At 57.1% G+C, this 18,208-nt stretch carries 12 protein-coding genes; 9 read left to right on the top strand and 3 right to left on the bottom strand.

The features are described 5' to 3' along the window. Positions 1–12 precede the first annotated feature (12 nt). Together DC28_RS05855 and DC28_RS05850 are read left to right on the top strand one after the other, a co-directional pair. Positions 13–1,050 (top strand): KamA family radical SAM protein, encoded by a 1,038-nt coding sequence (locus DC28_RS05855; RefSeq protein WP_052078521.1) that lies wholly within the window; start codon positions 13–15, stop codon positions 1,048–1,050. Then, positions 1,050–1,580, top strand: a complete 531-nt coding sequence (locus DC28_RS05850; protein WP_081941994.1) for a phosphoribosyl-AMP cyclohydrolase — start codon at positions 1,050–1,052, stop codon at positions 1,578–1,580. The genes DC28_RS05855 and DC28_RS05850 overlap by 1 nt, the downstream gene beginning before the upstream one ends. A 4-nt stretch (positions 1,581–1,584) precedes the next feature. On the opposite strand, the gene DC28_RS05845 is transcribed toward DC28_RS05850, so the two are convergent. Continuing rightward, the gene (locus tag DC28_RS05845) at positions 1,585–2,979 is read right to left on the bottom strand and encodes a sodium/glutamate symporter family protein (protein WP_202962956.1); all 1,395 of its coding nucleotides are present in this window, start codon (positions 2,977–2,979) and stop codon (positions 1,585–1,587) included. Positions 2,980–2,997: 18 nt separating this feature from the next. After that, on the bottom strand, positions 2,998–4,245 hold the full coding sequence (locus tag DC28_RS05840; protein ID WP_037546802.1) for a lysophospholipid acyltransferase family protein: 1,248 nt from the start codon (positions 4,243–4,245) through the stop codon (positions 2,998–3,000). Positions 4,246–4,342: 97 nt separating this feature from the next. Between DC28_RS05840 and DC28_RS05835 the strand changes: the two genes are divergently transcribed. Together DC28_RS05835 and DC28_RS05830 are read left to right on the top strand one after the other, a co-directional pair. Beyond that, complete coding sequence (locus DC28_RS05835) at positions 4,343–7,459, top strand: ligand-binding sensor domain-containing diguanylate cyclase (protein ID WP_162180197.1); 3,117 nt, start codon at positions 4,343–4,345, stop codon at positions 7,457–7,459. A gap of 120 nt (positions 7,460–7,579) precedes the next feature. Beyond that, a complete protein-coding gene (locus DC28_RS05830) occupies positions 7,580–9,871 on the top strand; it encodes an MFS transporter (RefSeq protein WP_052078520.1) in 2,292 nt (763 codons plus the stop codon). Here DC28_RS05830 and DC28_RS05825 read toward each other — a convergent pair. Further along, positions 9,807–11,060 carry an ROK family transcriptional regulator gene (locus DC28_RS05825; protein WP_037546798.1) on the bottom strand — a complete coding sequence of 418 codons (1,254 nt, stop codon included), beginning with the start codon at positions 11,058–11,060 and terminating at the stop codon, positions 9,807–9,809. The two genes, DC28_RS05830 and DC28_RS05825, sit on opposite strands and share 65 nt — an antisense overlap. Positions 11,061–11,375: 315 nt before the next feature. Between DC28_RS05825 and DC28_RS05820 the strand changes: the two genes are divergently transcribed. The 5 genes from DC28_RS05820 to DC28_RS05800 all read left to right on the top strand — a co-directional run bounded on the left by DC28_RS05820 (position 11,376) and on the right by DC28_RS05800 (position 18,148). Beyond that, positions 11,376–12,668, top strand: coding sequence for an ABC transporter substrate-binding protein (locus DC28_RS05820; protein ID WP_081941993.1), 1,293 nt, complete (start codon positions 11,376–11,378; stop codon positions 12,666–12,668). A gap of 66 nt (positions 12,669–12,734) precedes the next feature. After that, on the top strand, positions 12,735–13,634 hold the full coding sequence (locus DC28_RS05815) for a carbohydrate ABC transporter permease (protein ID WP_238565778.1): 900 nt from the start codon (positions 12,735–12,737) through the stop codon (positions 13,632–13,634). A 10-nt stretch (positions 13,635–13,644) separates the two neighbouring features. Beyond that, positions 13,645–14,550, top strand: coding sequence for a carbohydrate ABC transporter permease (locus DC28_RS05810; protein WP_037546794.1), 906 nt, complete (start codon positions 13,645–13,647; stop codon positions 14,548–14,550). A gap of 177 nt (positions 14,551–14,727) precedes the next feature. Next, positions 14,728–16,650: a glycoside hydrolase family 3 protein gene (locus DC28_RS05805; RefSeq protein WP_052078519.1), complete on the top strand. Its 1,923-nt coding sequence runs from the start codon at positions 14,728–14,730 to the stop codon at positions 16,648–16,650. A 28-nt stretch (positions 16,651–16,678) separates the two neighbouring features. Continuing rightward, entirely contained in the window at positions 16,679–18,148 is a 1,470-nt protein-coding gene (locus DC28_RS05800; protein ID WP_052078518.1) for a glycoside hydrolase family 30 protein, read from the top strand. Positions 18,149–18,208: the final 60 nt, after the last annotated feature.

The raw sequence follows: 18,208 nt of genomic DNA, 5'->3' as shown, positions 1-18,208 counted from the left end.
ACACATACTGTCATGAAAGATTCAGATTATTCACCCCGGCAGATTCTGGAAGGGGTGGATCCCCAAACCAGGCTGCCCTACGGGGTTTCCCAATACTATAAGTCTCTGGCCCGAAGCCAGGACCCCGATAACGATCCTATAGCAGCCCAATTTATTCCCCGCCCGGGGGAGCAGGTCTTACTACCCTATGAGTCCGGGGATCCCATTTCGGATAAACAATACGAGGCAGCGCCCCGGCTGATCCACCACTACCACGACCGTGCCCTAATTTTGGTAAATGACCGCTGCGCCACCTACTGCCGGCACTGTTTCCGCCGGCATTTTACCGGCAGTAGTACCGGACGCCTTACGGGCTCCCAGCTGGAGGAAATCTGCCGGGTGCTCTCCCAGCGGCCCCAGATACAGGAACTGCTACTCTCCGGGGGAGATCCCTTGATGCTTCCTGACGGGGAGTTGCAGGTGATTCTCGAGGCCCTGACGGAGGTGAATCCTGATTACATCTTTCGGATGGCTACCCGGATTCCGGTGGTGATGCCTGGAAGAATCACTGAGGAATTGGCTGATATGCTCGGCCGCTACGGGGCCATGTGGATTGTCACCCATGTGAATCACCCTAGAGAGATCACCCCGGAATTCACTAGGGCCATTGACCGCCTTGTTAGCCGGGGGATGCCGGTGCTCAACCAAGCCGTTCTGCTCAGGGGGGTGAACGACGATGAAGGGGTGCTGGAGGATCTGATGCGGGGGCTGCTCAGGGCAAAGGTGAAGCCCTACTATCTGTTTCAGGGAGATCTGGCCGGGGGTACCAGGCACTTCCGGACCTCCATTTTCAGGGGCCTGGAGCTCATGAAGCATCTGCGGAGCCGGTTGTCCGGCATGGCCATTCCCACCTACGCTGTGGATCTGCCCGGGGGCGGGGGCAAAATTCCCCTCCACGAGGGAACGGTCCTGGGGGTATTCGAGGGCTGGTACCATCTCCAAGGCCCCGACGGACAGGTGTACCGGTACCCCCATGAAGGGGATGAGTCCAGCTTCGGAGGAGAGACATAATGAAATCATTGGAAGACACCTTGGAATTTATGCCCCAGTTCGAAAAGCGCGGGGGCATGATTCCGGCGATAGCCCAGGATGTCCGGGACGGGCGGATCCTCATGATCGGTTCGGTGAACGCCCAGGCGTTGACAACGGCCCTGGAAACCCGGAGGGCGGCGTTTTGGAGCACCAGCCGCAATACCCTCTGGGTTAAGGGCGAAACCTCCGGGGATTTCCTTGAAATCGAAGAGATCCTGGTGGATTGCGACCAGGATGCAGTGGTATACCGGGTTCGGCCCGCCGGGGCCGGGGCCTGTCACACAAAAAATGCCGCCGGTCAGGCCCGGTTGAGCTGTTTTTACCGCCGAGTTGTGCTTCCCCCTAGGGCCGGAGTGCAGCCTCCGAGCACCGGAGCACCCGAAGGGAGCCCTGGGCCGAAGGCGGAGGTAGAGGATCCCAAGCTCCAGCCGGGTCAGGATAGCCCGGGTAGAGACCGGGTAGCTGCCCTGGGGGCTGTCACCCTGGAGATTCTACCCGGCATGGAATAACCCCCTACTCCCCCGATGCCCCGGCTCTCCGGGATTTTCGGGTGAATACTAAGCCGAATATCGTCAGGGCAAGGTATGCCACCAGCAGCCCCAGGGTTAACAGGTACAGCTCCGGCCGCCCCTCGGTAAACCCCACCAGGGGAATATTCAAGATAATAAGCAGGGGAAAGGCCAGAAACAGCGCCAAGCCCCCGCCCAACACCAAACTATCGGCTACCCTGGTCCGGAACCCCGGGTCCACCGTCCGCAGCAGCGCCATCCCCGTAGAAAGGGTGCCGGTATAGGTGCCGAAGAATCCCAGGGTGTACTCCAGAACATCGGTTTTGAACACCCTTCGGGCCGCCCAAAGCGCGAACCAGGCCGTAGCAAGACCGCCCAGGGTTGTAATAATGAGAATGGGAGCCCAGTTCGCCTGGAGAACCTCAATGGAGATCGCAGCTATCGCGGCGGTTACCATAAAATCGAAGGCCGTACCGGAGATCCGTGAGAGTAAATAGTTGTTATTGTAGGTATGGGTCATCAGGCCGATCCGCTTCAGGCGGTTCATAATAATCTTCACCACCACGGCGTAGATCGTACCGAAGACAAAGTGGAATCCCCATAGGACATTAGCCAGATTCTGCCCCAGGGATCCCAGGGGCGCCAGAAGGGCTGATAACCCCTGGAGGGTGCCGTAAACCGCCAGGTAGATCAAGCCGATGAGGAAGAGCTGCAGGGTTCCCCCGTCGATCATATTACTCAGCGGCAGCTCGCCGGCCTCGTTATCGGTAATCTCCGCAGCGGCGGATTCCTGGCCCCGGGTAACCTCTGCGGGAGGAAAACGGTGGCGCAGGCGGTTTGCTAAAAACACCCCGCCGAAGGTAGCCCAGAGGAACCCGATGGTCGCCATGGTCAGGCCGATTCCCCCGCCGAAGAGCACCCCGGCGTTTTCCCAGGTCCGGCCGATGCTGTAGGCCTGGCCCGGTCCCTGACCGAATCCCAGGGGAAGGATGAGTCCGATGGCCGGGAACAGGTCGGGGAAGATGGTTGCGGCGAGGATGAGGGAGAGTCCCAGGCCGATAATCCCCTGGATCAGGTATACGCTGACGATGAAAAAGGCGGTTTTGACCACCGGCCTGGATGCCGTCATGGGCCGATCCTTCAGGGTAAGGGCGATAAACCCTACCGAGAGCAGATGGTATACGTAGACTCCCAGGCGCTCGATATCCAAAGGGGCAATCCCCAGGAGCTCCGGTCCGGCCGCGAGCCCCAGAAATCCGGCGATCATGGCGCTGGGAAGCAGAAACCGCTTGAACAAGGGAATCTTCCGTTTTAAGAAATGTCCGATTAACAGTAGAACGCTTAAAATGATGGCATCCATGATGGCCGGGGGCCACATGGCAGACATGGTTTCACTCATAGGTGCTCCTTGTTGTTTCTATGTCCGGGGGGACTCCCGCTTTGTGGGACCGAACCAGATGCCGTGGGCACGGTACCATGGGTAGCCGCCCCAGGGCCGTTCAAAGCGCAGAACATACAACCGCCGGTTGTGCCGGAATTCCAGCCGTTCTTCCATCTGTACATTGATGCCCTGGAGTTCCGAGAGGGGAAATGTTTTTACCTCTTCCGGGCGATCCCCGCCGGCCCGAATACGGATGACCATGGCCCCCTGGTCGTTTCCCCGAAGCTCAGCTGCCAAAGAAAACCGTTTGCCCTTCCGGGGATCATGCTCCTCAAAATAACAGTTCCAACTCATCCGGGCAAACACCCCCGGTCCCTGATCCCGGAACCATCGGTCCTGGAGGGCGTTCCATTGGGGTATGTGTTCCGGAAGGTCTTCCAAAGGGGTGTAGGGTGATTTCCATGCCTCCCGCCCGGGCAGCCATCTGAGGGTTTGCTGATCCGTCAGGACTGCCTTTGACCCGCAGCTGGTGCACTGCAAGACCCTTGGGCCGGACACCAGGGTCTTGCCTCCGGCACACACAGGACAGAACACCAGGGTGGATTCCATACCGGAAAGCCGGGGCGGGCTCAATCCCCGGTCTTCAGGATCGGTCCAGGGATTGATGGCCATACCGCGGAACACCCGATCCTCAATCTCCTGGCCGGAGCTGCTTCGAAGTTCAGCGGGCGAGATGATATCCGAGACCTCAATGGAGACCGGTCGTAGTTTTTTGGGGTAGGCCCAGCGGCCCTGGCTGAAATAGGCCCCGTGCAGCCGCAGTACGATGACCGGGGTTTTCAGGAACTGCAGCAGCTTCCCCGTTCCCGCGATGGGAGGTTTGGTAAGTCCGTCCCAGGTGGCTTCGCCTTCGGGGAAAAATCCCACCCAATCACCCCGGGATACAGCCTGTTTGAGCAGGCGGACGGCCCCGGGATCTGCATGAAACTTGCGTTTGGAGATCATCCCTGCCCAGCGCAGAATCCGGCCCAACACCGGCCTGCGGAAGAGCAAATCCGAGGCTAAAAAGCGGATTCCTTCGTTGAATCCTGCGGCCAGAAAGAGGGGATCCAGGTTGGCAAGATGATTGCAAACCACCACCGGGCCGGTGGATGAGCCTTTCAGACCGTGGAGCTTCTCGATTCCCGTAACCGGTAATCGGAATATACTGCGGAAGCTGTGGCGCAAAAAAAAGAGGGTGAGGCGGGTGTCCAATCCTAGGCGGTAACGGTTTGTAATGCTCACCCCTCAACTATACGGGCTCGGGCCCGAACTGGCAAGAAGAACAATTCTTATCTATTCCCTGTTGCCTTGCCTCTGGGGATGCATAATACTTTCTAGGGTGAATACAAAATATTACCCTTGCAACCCCGCCGGCCTCCGGGGATCCATCCGGAGGTTCGGCATTCTGGGGTTTCTGTTATTGGCAGCCCTGGGATTTTCTCAAACCATGTATTTTGATCAGATTGACCGCCGGGACGGTCTGGCGAGCTCCTCGGTATCCGGAATCCTCCAGGATACGTATGGATTTTTGTGGATTGGAACCCAGAGCGGCTTGCACCGCTACGACGGATACCGCTTTGAACTTTTTGAATACGAACCCTTCAATGTCGAATCGCTCTCGGGAAATGTGGTACAGACCCTCTACATGGACGATGCCCACAATAGAATCTGGGTAGGCACCTACCAGGGTCTGAACAGTATCGACTTGACCACCCTGAAGGTAACCCGGTATCCCAGTTTACCTAACAATGTCATCGTAAGCATTCTCCGGGACTCCCAGGATGATATCTGGGTAGGTACCCTGGGGGGGCTGCACCGTCTGCCCCGGGGAGAGACCGATTTTGTTCCGGCTCCACCGTCCAGGACCGCAGCTGCTGACCAGGGATCCCCCCCGGAGGATCCTCTGGCCACCGAGACCATCCGGGATATATTTGAAGATACCCAGGGCAATCTATGGGTGGGGGTCGTAAATGCGGGGCTTTACCGCCTGGACCGGGAGGCCGGGCAATTTGTATTGGCAGCCGGGGGGGCGGCTATGGGGTTAGCGCCGGAACGTACCCTATCAAGCCCCCACGTCATGGATATTGAAGAGCTTGGGGACGGTAGCCTTGTGCTGGGCATCTGGGGGGCAGGTCTGGCTTTTTTTGATCCCGGAACAGTCAGGGTTACCCGGGAGCAGTCCTTTTTGGCCGGACCTGGGGATGAACAAAAAAACAATTTCGTCTATAAGATTATGCAGACCCGGGACGGAAGGATCTTCGCCGGTACCTGGGGCGGCGGGCTATTCGTTTTTGATTCTCAGGACAGGTCTTTGGAGCATTATGTTCCCAACCCCGGGACCCCCGGTGCCCTGGCCCACGATATCGTGTATTCCCTTTTCCAGGATGCCGGCGGAATAATCTGGATCGGCACCCACGGCAACGGTATCAATAAATACAATCCCCGGACCAAGGCATTCCAGGAAATGGTGCATAGCCCGGGTGATCCGGGAAGTCTGAGTACCGGGACGGTCACCAGTATTCTCCGGGACAGCCGGGGTCGACTCTGGATCGGAACCTATAACGGCGGTCTCAATCTCCAGACCCGAGAGGGGGGGGATTTTCGGCGATTTGCCACCAGCGCTGCCCAACGGGCCGACCGTATTCAGAACGATATTATCAGGGTTATCTATGAGGATGATTCCCAGACCGTTTGGGTCGGGACGAACCTGGGGTTGCACCGGTTCAACGAGGAATCAGAACAGTTCGATTTTTTTAGCCCCCTGGAGCAGGGAGGAAATCTTCCGGATCAGACTATTTTATCGATTCTCCAGGGGCCCGATGATCTGCTGTGGCTTGGAACCTATTCCTCGGGCCTGGCCTTATGGAGTCCCGAAACGGGGACGGTGGCTCAATACCGCCATAATCCCAGCAGGGAGAATAGTCTTTCCCATAACCTAATATACGCCCTGGAGGAGCATCCCCAGAACAGTATCTGGGTTGCGACAAACTCGGGACTGAATCTCTTTGAACCCGAGAGGCAGCGGTTTACCCGGTTCACCTACGACGGAACCCGGGAAGGCCTGGCCGGCGGTTCGGTGAGAAGCCTTCTGGTAGACCGTCAGGGGAATACTTGGGCCGGAACCACTGAGGGCGGAATCACCATAATAAGTCCCCAGGGAGAGGTGGTTCGTCATATAACCAAGGAGCACGGGCTGCCGAGTAATACGGTAACGAGTATTACCCAGGATGTTTTAAGTAATATCTGGGCCGGTACGAACCGTGGTATTGCCCAGGTGAGTATCCGAGACGGGGCGGTGAGCTTATTCAGCCGCCAGCAGGGTTTATCCAACGATGAGTTTGCTTCCGGGGCCTTTAGCGATGAAACCCGGGACGGTATGCTGTATTTCGGTACCCAATCCGGCTTGGCGAAGGTGGACCCCCGGCAGATTAGCAAACCTGAGGAAGTGCCCCGGGTGAAACTGACAAACCTCTACCTCTACAGCCAGAAGGTCTGGCCCCGGGAGGATGACCGGGAGGAGAAGCGTCTGGAGGTACCCTTTGACCGCAACTATCTCCGGATCGAGTACTCCGCCCTGGATTTCACCGCGCCAAGCCAACTGCGCTACCGGTACATGCTTCAAGGCTTTGACCGGGATTGGATCGAGGCCGGGTCGCGCCGGGAGGTTACCTACACAAACCTGCCCGGGGGTACCTACGCCTTTTACGTGGTGGATGTCCGGGATACGACCTCCTCGCTTGATAAACTCGAGCCTCAGTTGATCCTGGAGGTGGAGGTGAATCCTGCCCTGTCCTGGTGGGCCTTTTTACTCTATGGCGCCGGACTGCTGCTCATGGGCTACGGGGTGACTCAGATCCGGGTAACCAAGGCCCTAAACAGCCAAATCGAGGAGCTTACCGAAACCCGGGCGAAGCTCGAACAGGCCAACGAGCAGCTGAACTACATCTCCTACCACGATTCCCTTACGGGGGTCGGAAACCGGCGGATGTACCAGGATGTCATTGAGTCGGAGTGGAAGCGCTGCCGCCGTACCGGTTCCAACCTTTCTCTCATTGAGGTGGATCTGGACTATTTCAAACTGTACAACGATACCCTTGGGCATCCCAAGGGGGATGAAATACTCATTACGGTTGCAAAGCTGCTCCAAGAAGTAACGGCCAGGCCAGGGGATTCGGTGTGCCGCATCGGGGGTGAAGAGTTCATGCTGGTGCTGCCCAATACCCACTTGGATGGCGCCCTTACCGTGGCTCGGCGGCTTCAGGCCCTGCTGCGGGAAAGGGCGATTCCCCATCCCAAGAGCAATGTGGGGTCCTATGTGACCCTGAGCGCCGGGGTAGGAACCATGGTACCCAAGGATAATGATTACCGGGTACTGGTCGAGGCCGTGGACAGTGCCCTGTACCGGGCCAAGGAGGGTGGACGGAACCGGATCTGTGTAGGAGAGCTGGCGGAGTAAGGTGAATACAGTACGCAAAAGGCTGTACCACCGCACCCCGGCAACACCCCCAAGGGTGGGCCTATAGGTTGCTCCCCAATATTAGTTGACACAGGGGATGCGTCCCTCTAATCTTCGCCTATGCAGGATTGGCAGGATAACCCCATAACCCAACAGCACGTGAGCCGGTCCATGTCCATGAGCATTCTGGCAGGTTCCTTGAGCATCCTCTGGTTGGTGACCTGTACACCCCAGCAGATCCTGACGGTGTTTGTGAAGAACCATCTCGGAGCGAATTCTGCCCAGCTGGGGCTCATGGTGGGACTGATCAACCTTGCAGCGGTGTTGAACCTGGTTTCTATCAGGATTATCAAGGGGTTTTCCGGACGCCGTAAGCCCTTCTACATGGTTACCACCCTCCTTCAGCGCCTCATGGCCTTCGGCATAGCCGGGGGGGCCTTCTGGGTAGCCCAGGGAGGCAGCCGCCAGGGCGGAATTGTTCTGGTGATTCTGTCCTCGGTTCTGGCTGCCGTGTTCGGGAATACCAGCGGATCTGGGTGGTGGAGCTGGATGGCCGACCTGATTCCCGAGGGAAAGCGGGCCAGTTTTTTTGGGAAACGCTCGTCGATCACCCAGGTTGTTAACCTGGTTTTCTTCTTCATTGCGACACTGGTAATCGACCTGTACCTGGAGCAGGTTTTTTGGGTATACGGGATCCTGTACGCCATCGCCGGGGTGGCCGGGGTTATCGATATCCTGCTGCACGGGTTCATTCCCGAACCGAAGGTGGTGGATAGCCAGAAATTCTCCCTCGGGGAGTTCCTCCGGCCTCTCAGGGATAAGAAATTCCGCAATTTCTGCATGATTATGGGGCTGTACCTTTTTTCCATGAACCTTGCCGCCCCCTTCCTTGCCCCCTTCACGACAGACCCCCTGGGAGGCGGGGCCCCTACGGTATGGCTCGGAATTACCTTCGTAATTAGCCAGACCACCTGGGTGGCCATGGCCCCCTTTTGGGGGATGCTCATGGACCGGATGGGTAAAAAGCCGGTGGTGATCCTCGGGGGATTGTTCATTCTTTCCTGGGTAGGCTATCTGGTGCTTAACTCCCATAACTATGTTTGGGTGCTGCCGGGCATCGCCTTCGCCGGAGGGCTGTTGGCACCGGCGTTCTGGGAGGGGATCAGCCAGTTTATGCTGGCCCTGTCGCCGGAAAAATACCGCACAGCCTACTCGGCTTGGTACTGGACTGCCTTCGGGGTCAGTGCCGCCCTCAGCCCCTTCCTTGGTGGACAGTTGTACGATTTTCTCGCTGAACAGCCCCTGCGCATCGGACAGCTTGAGCCCACGGCGTTTCAGGTAGTGGTTTCCCTGTCGATCGTGCTGGTTCTGTTCAGCCTCACCCACATGGGGAGGATCGCTACCCCCAAGGACAAGAGCGTGCGGACTGTTATGTCTACCATCCTGAATCCGGGTATCTTCCGGGCGGTTACCAATATCGGGTTGCTCAGCAGGCCGGCCCGGGCGGAGGCGGTGGAGCGGGCTCTCCGGGAGGTCCGAGGCGCAGCCCATACCTTGAGTTTTTCGGAGATTGTAATCAGGCTGGATGATCCGGATGCGGTGGTCCGGGAGGCTGCAGCCATGGCGCTGGCGAGGTTGGGTACCCCCGAGGCGGAGCAGGAGCTGATCAACCGGCTCAAGGATCCCGATGCCCTCTCCCGGCCGATGATTGCCCGGGCTCTGGGCACCATGGGCTCAGCTGCGGCGGTGCCCTATCTCATAGACAGCCTCCAGGATAGATCAGAAGATCTGCAGGTGGAGGCAGCCTGGGCCCTGGGGAAGATCCGGGTAGAAGAGGGATCCGAGCCCATTCTCCGCAGCCTGCGGGAGGGGCATAGTCTTCGGGTGCGGATTAGCAGCGCCGAGGCGGCTGCCAGAATGGGACTTGAACCCGCGGCGGAGGAGATTTTCCAACTGATGCACGGTACTTCCAACTGGATTCTCCGACGGCAGCTTGCCATTGCCATGGGGGACCTCTTCGGTGTTCCGGGTGAGATCTACCATTATATGACTGGAGAGTTCTCCCGGAACGTTCAGATGATCTACCGTTTGACCGGTGGCGTAGAGCGGCTTGCCTCGGGGTTGATTAGAAAAACCGTTTTCCATCGGAAGGATGCTCAAACCACCGCCCGCCAGGTTGGAGCCCGGCTGAGGGGGGCTGCCAGCTGTTTCGACCGCCGGGAGTTCGGCAGGGGAGTCAGAGAGCTTGAAGCGGTTTGGCGGATTCTAGAGCCCCATCTGCCGTCCGCACCTCTAGTGCGCTGGTATTGGGACCGGCTCTCTACCTTCGCTGACCAGGGCGGTGTTGCTACCGGCCAGGATTTTGTCCTAGGCCTGTATGGACTGTACCGGCTTCTACGCCGGGGATACTAGCCCGGCCGTGAACTGCCTCCATTTCTTCGATCATCTGGAACAGGTGGATGCCCACCGGACGGATCTCGCCGTCCACATCCTCGATTTTCGGTAATGCGAAGAGCTGCTCAATAATGAGGGCCGCGGCGCCGTGGGCTACAGCCCAGGGACCGAAGGGCGTGAAGCTCACCTGAATGTCTGTTTGGTCCGGGTAGGACCAGTTATCCCGGATCGCTTTCTCGAAGATTGGAGTCAGTTCCTTCTCGTAGGCTACCATATCTCCGGCGATGGCGATGGCATGGAGATTGAGCAGGTTGAAGGGAAGGGCGGCGTTGGCAGCCAGTTCTTCAAAAATACGTTTTCGCAGGATGGGGCTGGATTCGATCTGGAGGATGTCCTGGTCGCTGGATAGGCTGAACTGACTGAGAAAGGAATCCCGTTTAAACACCGAGCTGAACTCTCCGCTGGCGAAGTTGTGGCCGTAATGCACCTTTCCGTCGATGACGAAGGCAAAACCCACGGCAAGACCGTGATGGACCTGATCGAGGATGTTCAGGGTTCGGATTTCTCCGAGAATATACATGAAGTTTTTAACCTTCTGCCCCCGCTGATTCACCAGATCTGCCCAGCAGCAGCATTTTGCATCGTTTTCCAAGAAGACCGGAAACCCCAGGCGTTCCTGGATGTCTGTGCCTATGTGTACCGGTGAGGTTATGCTTAGGGGATTCGAACGGATGACGGCGCGTTTTATGGGGTTTACGATACCCGCCACGGCAAGAGATGCCCCAATGACCCGCCAGCCCTTCTTCCGGAGCCGCTGGGCGTAGCGCAGGGCTAATTCCTCGAAGAGCTGGGGGAGGGTGTAGTCGTGAAAGTTTATGGCTATCTCTTCCCGGATGATGACCTGTCCTGCCATATCCAGGGCAATGATTCGGGCGAAGGTGGTCTGGAATTCCATTCCGATTACCGCCCCGTATTCCGGATTTACCCCAAGGAAAACCGGTTTCCGTCCGCCGATGGGGCTGGCGTCTCCCACGTCTTTTTCGACAACGATGCCCCGCTCAATGAGCTGGCTCATGATCTTTGAGATGGTCGACTTATCCAGATCCAGGGCCTTGGCAATATCAATGCGGCTGATGGGTTCACGTTCCCAGAGGGACCGGAGGATGCGATTGGTATTGATGTTGCCGATAATGTTAGTGGAAAGCATGGCGGTTCCTTATTGTTCTACAGTACTCCCGAAAAGCTGGATTGGTCAAATACCCGGGGGGCCATATCCCTACCAATCCCGGGATAGATCCCTGAATCCTGGGAAATTGAAAGAAGAAACAAACCAACCCACTCGCAGTTTACTGCAAAAACCCGGAAGAAGACGGAGAGCCGGGCATTAAAATCCCCTTATCCAAAAAAAATATGATTTTTATTTGACAAGACCCGAAAGTCATGGGATGATTGAGTTGGTTGAAGAAATCAACCAATCTGCAGAAGCAGATTAATCACGACGCATGAATGAGGGAGGTATGCCATGAGGCGTCTAATTTCATTGATCATCATGACTACAATGGTGATGACAGCAGTTTTTGCTGCCGGACAAGGGGAGGCTGGAGCCAGCGGTTCAGCGATTCCTGCTTACGATCCTAACAAACAGTACGAGGTGAGCTTGGGTCTGTACGGAGACCTTGAGGCTGCTTATACCGCAGTATTTGCATCTGAGGACTTTAAAAAGAAGTTCCCCAACGTCACCATCACCTACCAGACCAGCGACTTCGGCGGTCACCATAGCCGGTTGACCACTGTATTGGCTGCCAATGAGGCGACCAACGATATTGAGGCCCTGGAAGTTGGGTATATTGCCCAGTTTGTAGAAGGCGGCGGACTTACCAACCTTGCTCAGGCTCCGTTTAACGGCGCACAGGTTGGTAAAGACCTGGTTGACTTTGCCATGGCCAACGCCACCACCACCGACGGAGCCCTGGTTGCTATGCCTGTTGATATTGCTCCTGCCGTTATGTTCTACCGGGAAGAGCTCGTGAAGGCTGCCGGGGTAGATCCTCAGGATATTATCAATGCTCAGACCTGGGACGATATTATCGAGATCGGCGAGCAGCTGAAGGCTGCCGGCCAGATTGCCTTCCCCCATGCTAACGATGTTGCCCTTGTTCCCATCAACGGCGGAAAGGGCGGCTGGTTCCAAGACGGCAAGCCCCTGGAGCCCAAGCAGAAGTTCATGAATGTACTGGAACTGGTTAAAGCTGTGCGTGATGCCGGTATTGATGCCGACTACGGCGCATGGTCAGGACCCTGGGTAGAAAGCTTCAAGAACGGCGATGTTGCCATGATGGTTAACGGTGCGTGGTTCGGCGGCGCCCTGCGGACCTGGATGGCCCCCGAGGTAACCGACTGGAGAATCACCTACCTGCCTGGAAAGTTCCCTGCTGCCCTTGGTGGTACATACCTCGGTATTCCCGAGCAGGTTCCTGCTGACAAGAAGGCTGTTGCCTGGGAAATTATTAAGTACCTGACCACCAGCGAAAATGCCCAGCTGATTACCTTCGAAACCATCGATGCCTATCCTGCCCTGACCACCACCTACGATGATCCTGTTATGAACGAAGACGTTGCCTACTTCGGCGGCGACAAGGTTCGGCAGATCTTCGCTGATGTTGCTCAGAGTATGCCTAATGCAAAGGTATCCGAATACGATGCCACTGCCCTGGCAATCTGGGGTAATGCGGTTACATCGGTAATTACTGGCCAGGCCGGTGTTGAGCAGGCTTACAACGAAGCCAAGGCTCAGATTCTGGCTGCTATTCAGTAAGTACGGTAATGCCAGGAAGATCCGGCGGCCCTCGGGTTGGCCGGATCTTCTTTTAAGGATGGTTATATGAAAAATTCAAATATATCCCCTGCGGATCCTATGACATTTTACCGGGACACTGAAAAGACCTTGAAGAACAAGAGCCGAGGCAAGTTTTCTCTGCCGGTCCTGGGTAAGTATGTCATTCTGATTTTCTTTGGTTTACTTTTTACCTTTCCGTTTTATTACGTGTTTGTTCTGGCGACCCATCCGGTGCCCTTTGCAAACCCGCCCCATGTTTGGTTTGGAACCTCCGTGGCGGAGAACCTGGAGGTACTGTTCCGGCAGATACCCTTTATGCGGTCCTTCGGTAATAGCCTCGGGATTGCTGTGTTGGCCACGGTTACAACGATCTTCTTTTGTACCCTGGGGGGCTTTGCCTTTGCGAAGTATGACTTCAAGGGTAAGAATGCGATACTAATGTTTGTTGTGTTGACCCTGGCGATTCCGCCCTTCCTGAATATTATTCCCTTTTTCAGGATGATGGTGGCCTTCGGTTGGTATCAGACCTGGCTTCCCTTGATTGTTCCCGGAATGGCGAATTCCTTTGGTATCTTTTTGATGAAGCAGTTTCTCGAGGAAGCTGTTCCGCTGGACTTGATGGATGCGGCCCGTATCGACGGTCTGAATGAGCTGCAAATGCTTCCCAATATTGTATTTCCCCTGGCTAAGCCGGGAATTGCGATCCTCGGGACGGTGACCTTTGTCGGCAGCTGGAATAACTTCCTGGGGGCCCTGGTAATGCTCCCTGATCCCCGGAATTCTACCTTGCAGGTGTCCCTGTCATCCCTCTTTGTACGCAGCGACGGCAACTACGGGGGATTGATGCTCGGTACAGCTCTCTCCATTCTGCCCTTGGTGATTATCTTCCTGTTCTTCTCAAGAAGAATTATTGCCAACCTTGCCGCCGGCGCGGTGAAGGGTTAGGAGGTATCCCATGAAAGTGAATATACTTGGCAATAAGAAGATCGCACCCTACTTCTTCATTAGCCCCTTCTTTATCTTGTTTTTGGTTTTTGGATTGTATCCCATCGGATACTCCATCTATATTTCATTTTGGCGTTGGACCATGCGCGGTCCGGTGGAGTTTGTCGGCCTGCGGAACTATGTGAATCTGCTCACCTCCGACCCCTTCTTCATGCGGGCCCTGCTCAATACCTTCTGGCTTCTGATATTCGGATCCATGACCCAGCACCTGGTGGCGATTCCCTTGGCTATTACGCTGAACGATGTAAAACTCAAGGGGAAAGAGGTATTTAAGACCGCCTTCTTTCTGCCCTACATCACCAGTACTGTTGCAGCAACCCTGATTTTTTCCCAGATTTTTGACAACAACTTCGGATGGATGAACTATCTGATCAAGGCCTTGGGCGGTGAAAACGTGAAATGGTTCACCGAGGAGTGGCCGGCGAAGATCATGATAGCCACCCTGGTTAACTGGCGGTTCATCGGATGGAATACGATTATCTATCTGGCAGGACTTCAGGCCATACCCCGGGAGCTTTACGAAGCCGCGGAGATAGACGGAGCAAGCAAATGGCAGGCCCATATGAAGGTGACTATTCCGCTGCTTATTCCTATTATTTTCTTCGGGGTTACCATGAGTATCATCGGCGGTATGCAGCTCTTTGACGAACCCTACGTTCTGATGGGCGGGTACCAAACCATGGGAGGACCGGCGAATACCGGACTAACCTCGGCGTATTACCTGATGTTTACCGGATGGGGAGCTACCCGGTTCGGTAAGGCCAGCGCCATAGCCTGGTTATTGTTCTTCATTATTATGGTTATGACCATAATAAACCGAATGATAACCAAGAGGCTGGACAAGCGGTCCTTGTAGCCACCAAGCCTGCCTCGGATTCCGTCCCGGGCAGGCTTTTTTATACCAGTACTTGTGTGCAAGAGCGTGGGAAATCAGCCTCGCCATCCCGTCCCGGCGGGCTGGACAATTGTATTCCGGCCTCTCCGTAGGGGACTCTGGTTTCCAGGCTTTTACACATAGACGAAAGGATAGATTATGAACAGGAAATTAGGTTGGTTGATTGTATTGATACCGGTGCTTCTTCTGGCGGTACTCGGCTGTGCCGGAACCCCCAGGGGGAGCAGCAATGCGGGCGGGTCTGGTGAACAGCCCTTGGCCGCGCCCCCGGAGGATGCATTATACAGGGATGCAAAAGCGGCGCCGGCTGACCGGGCCCGGGATCTGTTGTCGTATATGACTCTGGATGAAAAAATCGGCCAGATGATACAGGTCGACCGGAGCTTTTTACAGAACCCTAAGCATATCGCTACCTTCGCCCTGGGATCTATCCTGAGCGGCGGCGGTTCGGCTCCCCGGGAAAACACCCCCCAGGGATGGGCGGATATGATTGATTCGTTCCAGGAGCAGGCCCTGTCCACCAGGCTGGGCATACCCCTGCTCTACGGCATTGATGCGGTGCACGGCAATAACAACCTCCTGGGTGCAACGATCTTTCCCCATAATATCGGCCTCGGGGCTGCGGGCGACCCGGACCTGGTGGAACGCATTGCCCGGGCAACAAGCCTGGAGACCGCAGCCATCGGGGTAAACTGGAACTTTGCTCCAACGGTGGCCGTACCCCAGGACATTCGCTGGGGTAGAACCTACGAGGGCTTCGGAGAGGATACCCAACTGGTGAGCAGCCTGGGGGCCGCGGCGGTCCGGGGATACCAGGGGCCTGGGGGGGTGGAAGATCCCCGGGACGGACTGGCAAGACCGGATACCATTCTGGCGACCCTGAAGCATTTTATCGGGGACGGCGGCACGGTGAACGGCCGGGACCAGGGCAATGTTGAGATGCCCATGGAAGAAATCCGACAATTGTTTTTACCTCCCTACGTTGCGGGTCTTGCCGAGGGTGCGGGATCGGTGATGGCCAGCTTCAATAGCATCTACGGGAAGAAGGTTCATGGGGATGCAGAGATACTGGACGGTATGCTGCGCCGGAACCTGGGATTTCAGGGTCTATTGGTGAGCGACTGGGCGGCGGTAAAACAGCTTCCGGGAACCGCCATGCAGCAGATTACCAAGGCGGTCATGGCCGGCATTGATATGATCATGGTACCGGATGACTATGTAGGCACCATCCGTAATCTCAAGGCATCGGTCCTGAGCGACGGGGTGACCATGGCGCGTATTGATGAGGCGGTGTATAGGATTCTGGAGGTAAAATTTGCCCTGGGGCTCTTTGAGAACCCCTTTGCGAAGCGGGAGTTCTTTGATCACATCGGCAGCGATGCCCACCGGGAACTCGCCCGGGAGGCCGTCGCGAAGTCCGTGGTGGTCCTGGAGAACCGGGGGCAGGTACTGCCTCTGACATTGGAATCCCTCCAGGAAAATCAAACCCCTGTGTTGTTGGTGGCTGGCTACAAGGCCGACGACATCGGCAGCCAGTCCGGGGGCTGGACCCTGAGCTGGCAGGGCTTTACCGGGAACAAGATCCCGGGCACAACCTTCTTGGGTGCAGTCACCGACTATGCCGCCAGCCAGGGGGTGGAGGTGATCTACCGGCCCGACGGCAAGCTCCAGGAGGGGGATCCCAGACCGGCAGCGGTTCTGGCGGTAATCGGCGAGAGCCCCTATGCGGAGATGGAAGGCGATTCCATGACCCTGGGACTTTCCAGGGCTGATCTTGGGGTGATTTCATCCGCCGCCGCACTGGACATCCCCCTGGTTACGATTTTGTATTCCGGCCGGCCTGTTGATATCCGACAGGTCCGGGAACTCAGTTCCGCCCTGGTGGCCGCATGGCTGCCCGGGACCCAAGCGCAGGGGATAGCTGATGTTCTCTTTGGACTTGAACGCCCTTCAGGCCGGCTTTCTTATACCTGGCCCGCGGATCCTGCAGATCTACCCCTGGGTGACGGGGTGGGGCAGGATGAGGTTCTATATCCCCTGGGATACGGTCTGACCTATTGATGCGGAGTGAAGGCAAGGGAGGACTGGGATGATAGACGCACGGATAACGGCCCGGAAAACCGGGAATAGGGTATTACCCCTGGAGCTTGAGTGGGAAGATACCCCCGAGGACGGCCGGGGGCTGGATCCGGCCGGAACCGAGGCCGGGGAGGGCAGCAGCCCCGGTTCGGGAAGGGATTGCGCCAGGGTTTGGGTGGTTCCCGGAGACGAGCGGCAGATGTTCTACGGCTTCGGCGGGGCATTTACCGAGGCTTCGGCGTGGCTGTACAGCCAGCTGCCCCGGGAAGAGAAGACCAGGTTTATCCGGAGCTACTTCGCCGGGACCGGGGCCGGCGATGTGCCGGGAGCCGGTGCACCCGCGGGTACCCACCCCGGCGAGGGGGTTACAGGCACCGGCTATGTGTTGGGCCGGGTTCATATGAATAGTTGTGACTTTGCCCTGGGCAACTACAACTGCACCCCCGGGCAGGCAGACCGCAGCCTGGGAACCTTCACCATCGAGCGGGACCGGCAATGGGTCATTCCTATGATTAAGGATGCCCTGGCGGTTCAGCCGGATCTGGAAATTATGGTAAGTCCCTGGAGCCCTCCCTGGTGGATGAAGGACAACGGCCAGATGAACTACGGAGGTTCCCTCCTGCCCCAATACTACGGGGTATGGGCGGAGCATTTTGTGCGGTTCATTCAGGCCTACCGGCAGGAGGGAATCCCTATCCGGTACGTATCGGTACAGAACGAGCCCGAGGCCAAGCAGATCTGGGATTCCTGTCTGTACACCCCCGAGGAGGAGACGGCCTTTATTCGGGATCATCTGGGGCCGGCTCTGAAGCGCGCGGGCTTGGAGGATGTACGCATTCTGTTGTGGGATCATAACCGGGACCGGCTGGATGCCCGGTGCAGGGTCTCTCTGGAGGATTCTTCTGCATCGGCCTATATCTGGGGCATCGGCTACCACTGGTATTCCGGGTTCGATTCCGAACTCTTGGGTCCAATTCGGGAGCGCTATCCCCGAAAACCCCTGATCTTGACCGAATCTACCATCGAGGGGGGCGCTAAGCCCGGCCGCTGGGACCGGGGGGAGATCTATGGGAAACATATTCTATCGGATATTGCCCAGGGCTGCGGGGGCTGGATCGATTGGAACCTGCTTTTGGACTACCGGGGCGGCCCGAATCACGTAGGAAACTTCTGCGATGCCCCGGTCCTCTGCGAACCCGATAAGGGACGGCTTACTTTTCAAACCTCCCATACCTATCTGGGGCATCTGTCCAGGGTGTTTACCCCGGGGAGTGTGATTCTGGGAACCCGGAGCTACCAGGCCCAGGGGCTCTACATGGCAGCTTCCAGGGACCGGGATGGCCGGTTTGGCCTGGCGGTCCTCAATCCTGGGGAGACAGCCCGGGAGCTGGGGGTATTCCAGCAGGGACGAACCGGGAAGGGGGTGGGGCTCACAGTTCCCGAGCACTCGGTGGTGAGCCTTACCTGGCCGGCTTCCTAAAAATAGGGCGTGAGGCGCTAGGCTGTCCCCGGGGCCTTCCCGGGGCGGGGATGCCTGGTG

Origin of the sequence: Spirochaeta lutea (assembly GCF_000758165.1) — a bacterium.
GTDB classification, from domain to species: domain Bacteria; phylum Spirochaetota; class Spirochaetia; order DSM-27196; family Salinispiraceae; genus Spirochaeta_D; species Spirochaeta_D lutea.
This window is presented reverse-complemented; position numbering and strand designations above follow the sequence as displayed.

Excerpts from the sequence above, each read along its gene's own strand:
- DC28_RS05845 (WP_202962956.1), bottom strand. The coding sequence starts at position 2,979 with ATGAGTGAAACCATGTCTGCCATGTGGCCCCCGGCCATCATGGATGCC.
- DC28_RS05850 (WP_081941994.1), top strand. The coding sequence starts at position 1,050 with ATGAAATCATTGGAAGACACCTTGGAATTTATGCCCCAGTTCGAAAAG.
- DC28_RS05815 (WP_238565778.1), top strand. The coding sequence starts at position 12,735 with ATGAAAAATTCAAATATATCCCCTGCGGATCCTATGACATTTTACCGG.
- DC28_RS05805 (WP_052078519.1), top strand. The coding sequence starts at position 14,728 with ATGAACAGGAAATTAGGTTGGTTGATTGTATTGATACCGGTGCTTCTT.
- DC28_RS05825 (WP_037546798.1), bottom strand. The coding sequence starts at position 11,060 with ATGCTTTCCACTAACATTATCGGCAACATCAATACCAATCGCATCCTC.
- DC28_RS05810 (WP_037546794.1), top strand. The coding sequence starts at position 13,645 with ATGAAAGTGAATATACTTGGCAATAAGAAGATCGCACCCTACTTCTTC.
- DC28_RS05820 (WP_081941993.1), top strand. The coding sequence starts at position 11,376 with ATGAGGCGTCTAATTTCATTGATCATCATGACTACAATGGTGATGACA.
- DC28_RS05855 (WP_052078521.1), top strand. The coding sequence starts at position 13 with ATGAAAGATTCAGATTATTCACCCCGGCAGATTCTGGAAGGGGTGGAT.
- DC28_RS05800 (WP_052078518.1), top strand. The coding sequence starts at position 16,679 with ATGATAGACGCACGGATAACGGCCCGGAAAACCGGGAATAGGGTATTA.
- DC28_RS05830 (WP_052078520.1), top strand. The coding sequence starts at position 7,580 with ATGCAGGATTGGCAGGATAACCCCATAACCCAACAGCACGTGAGCCGG.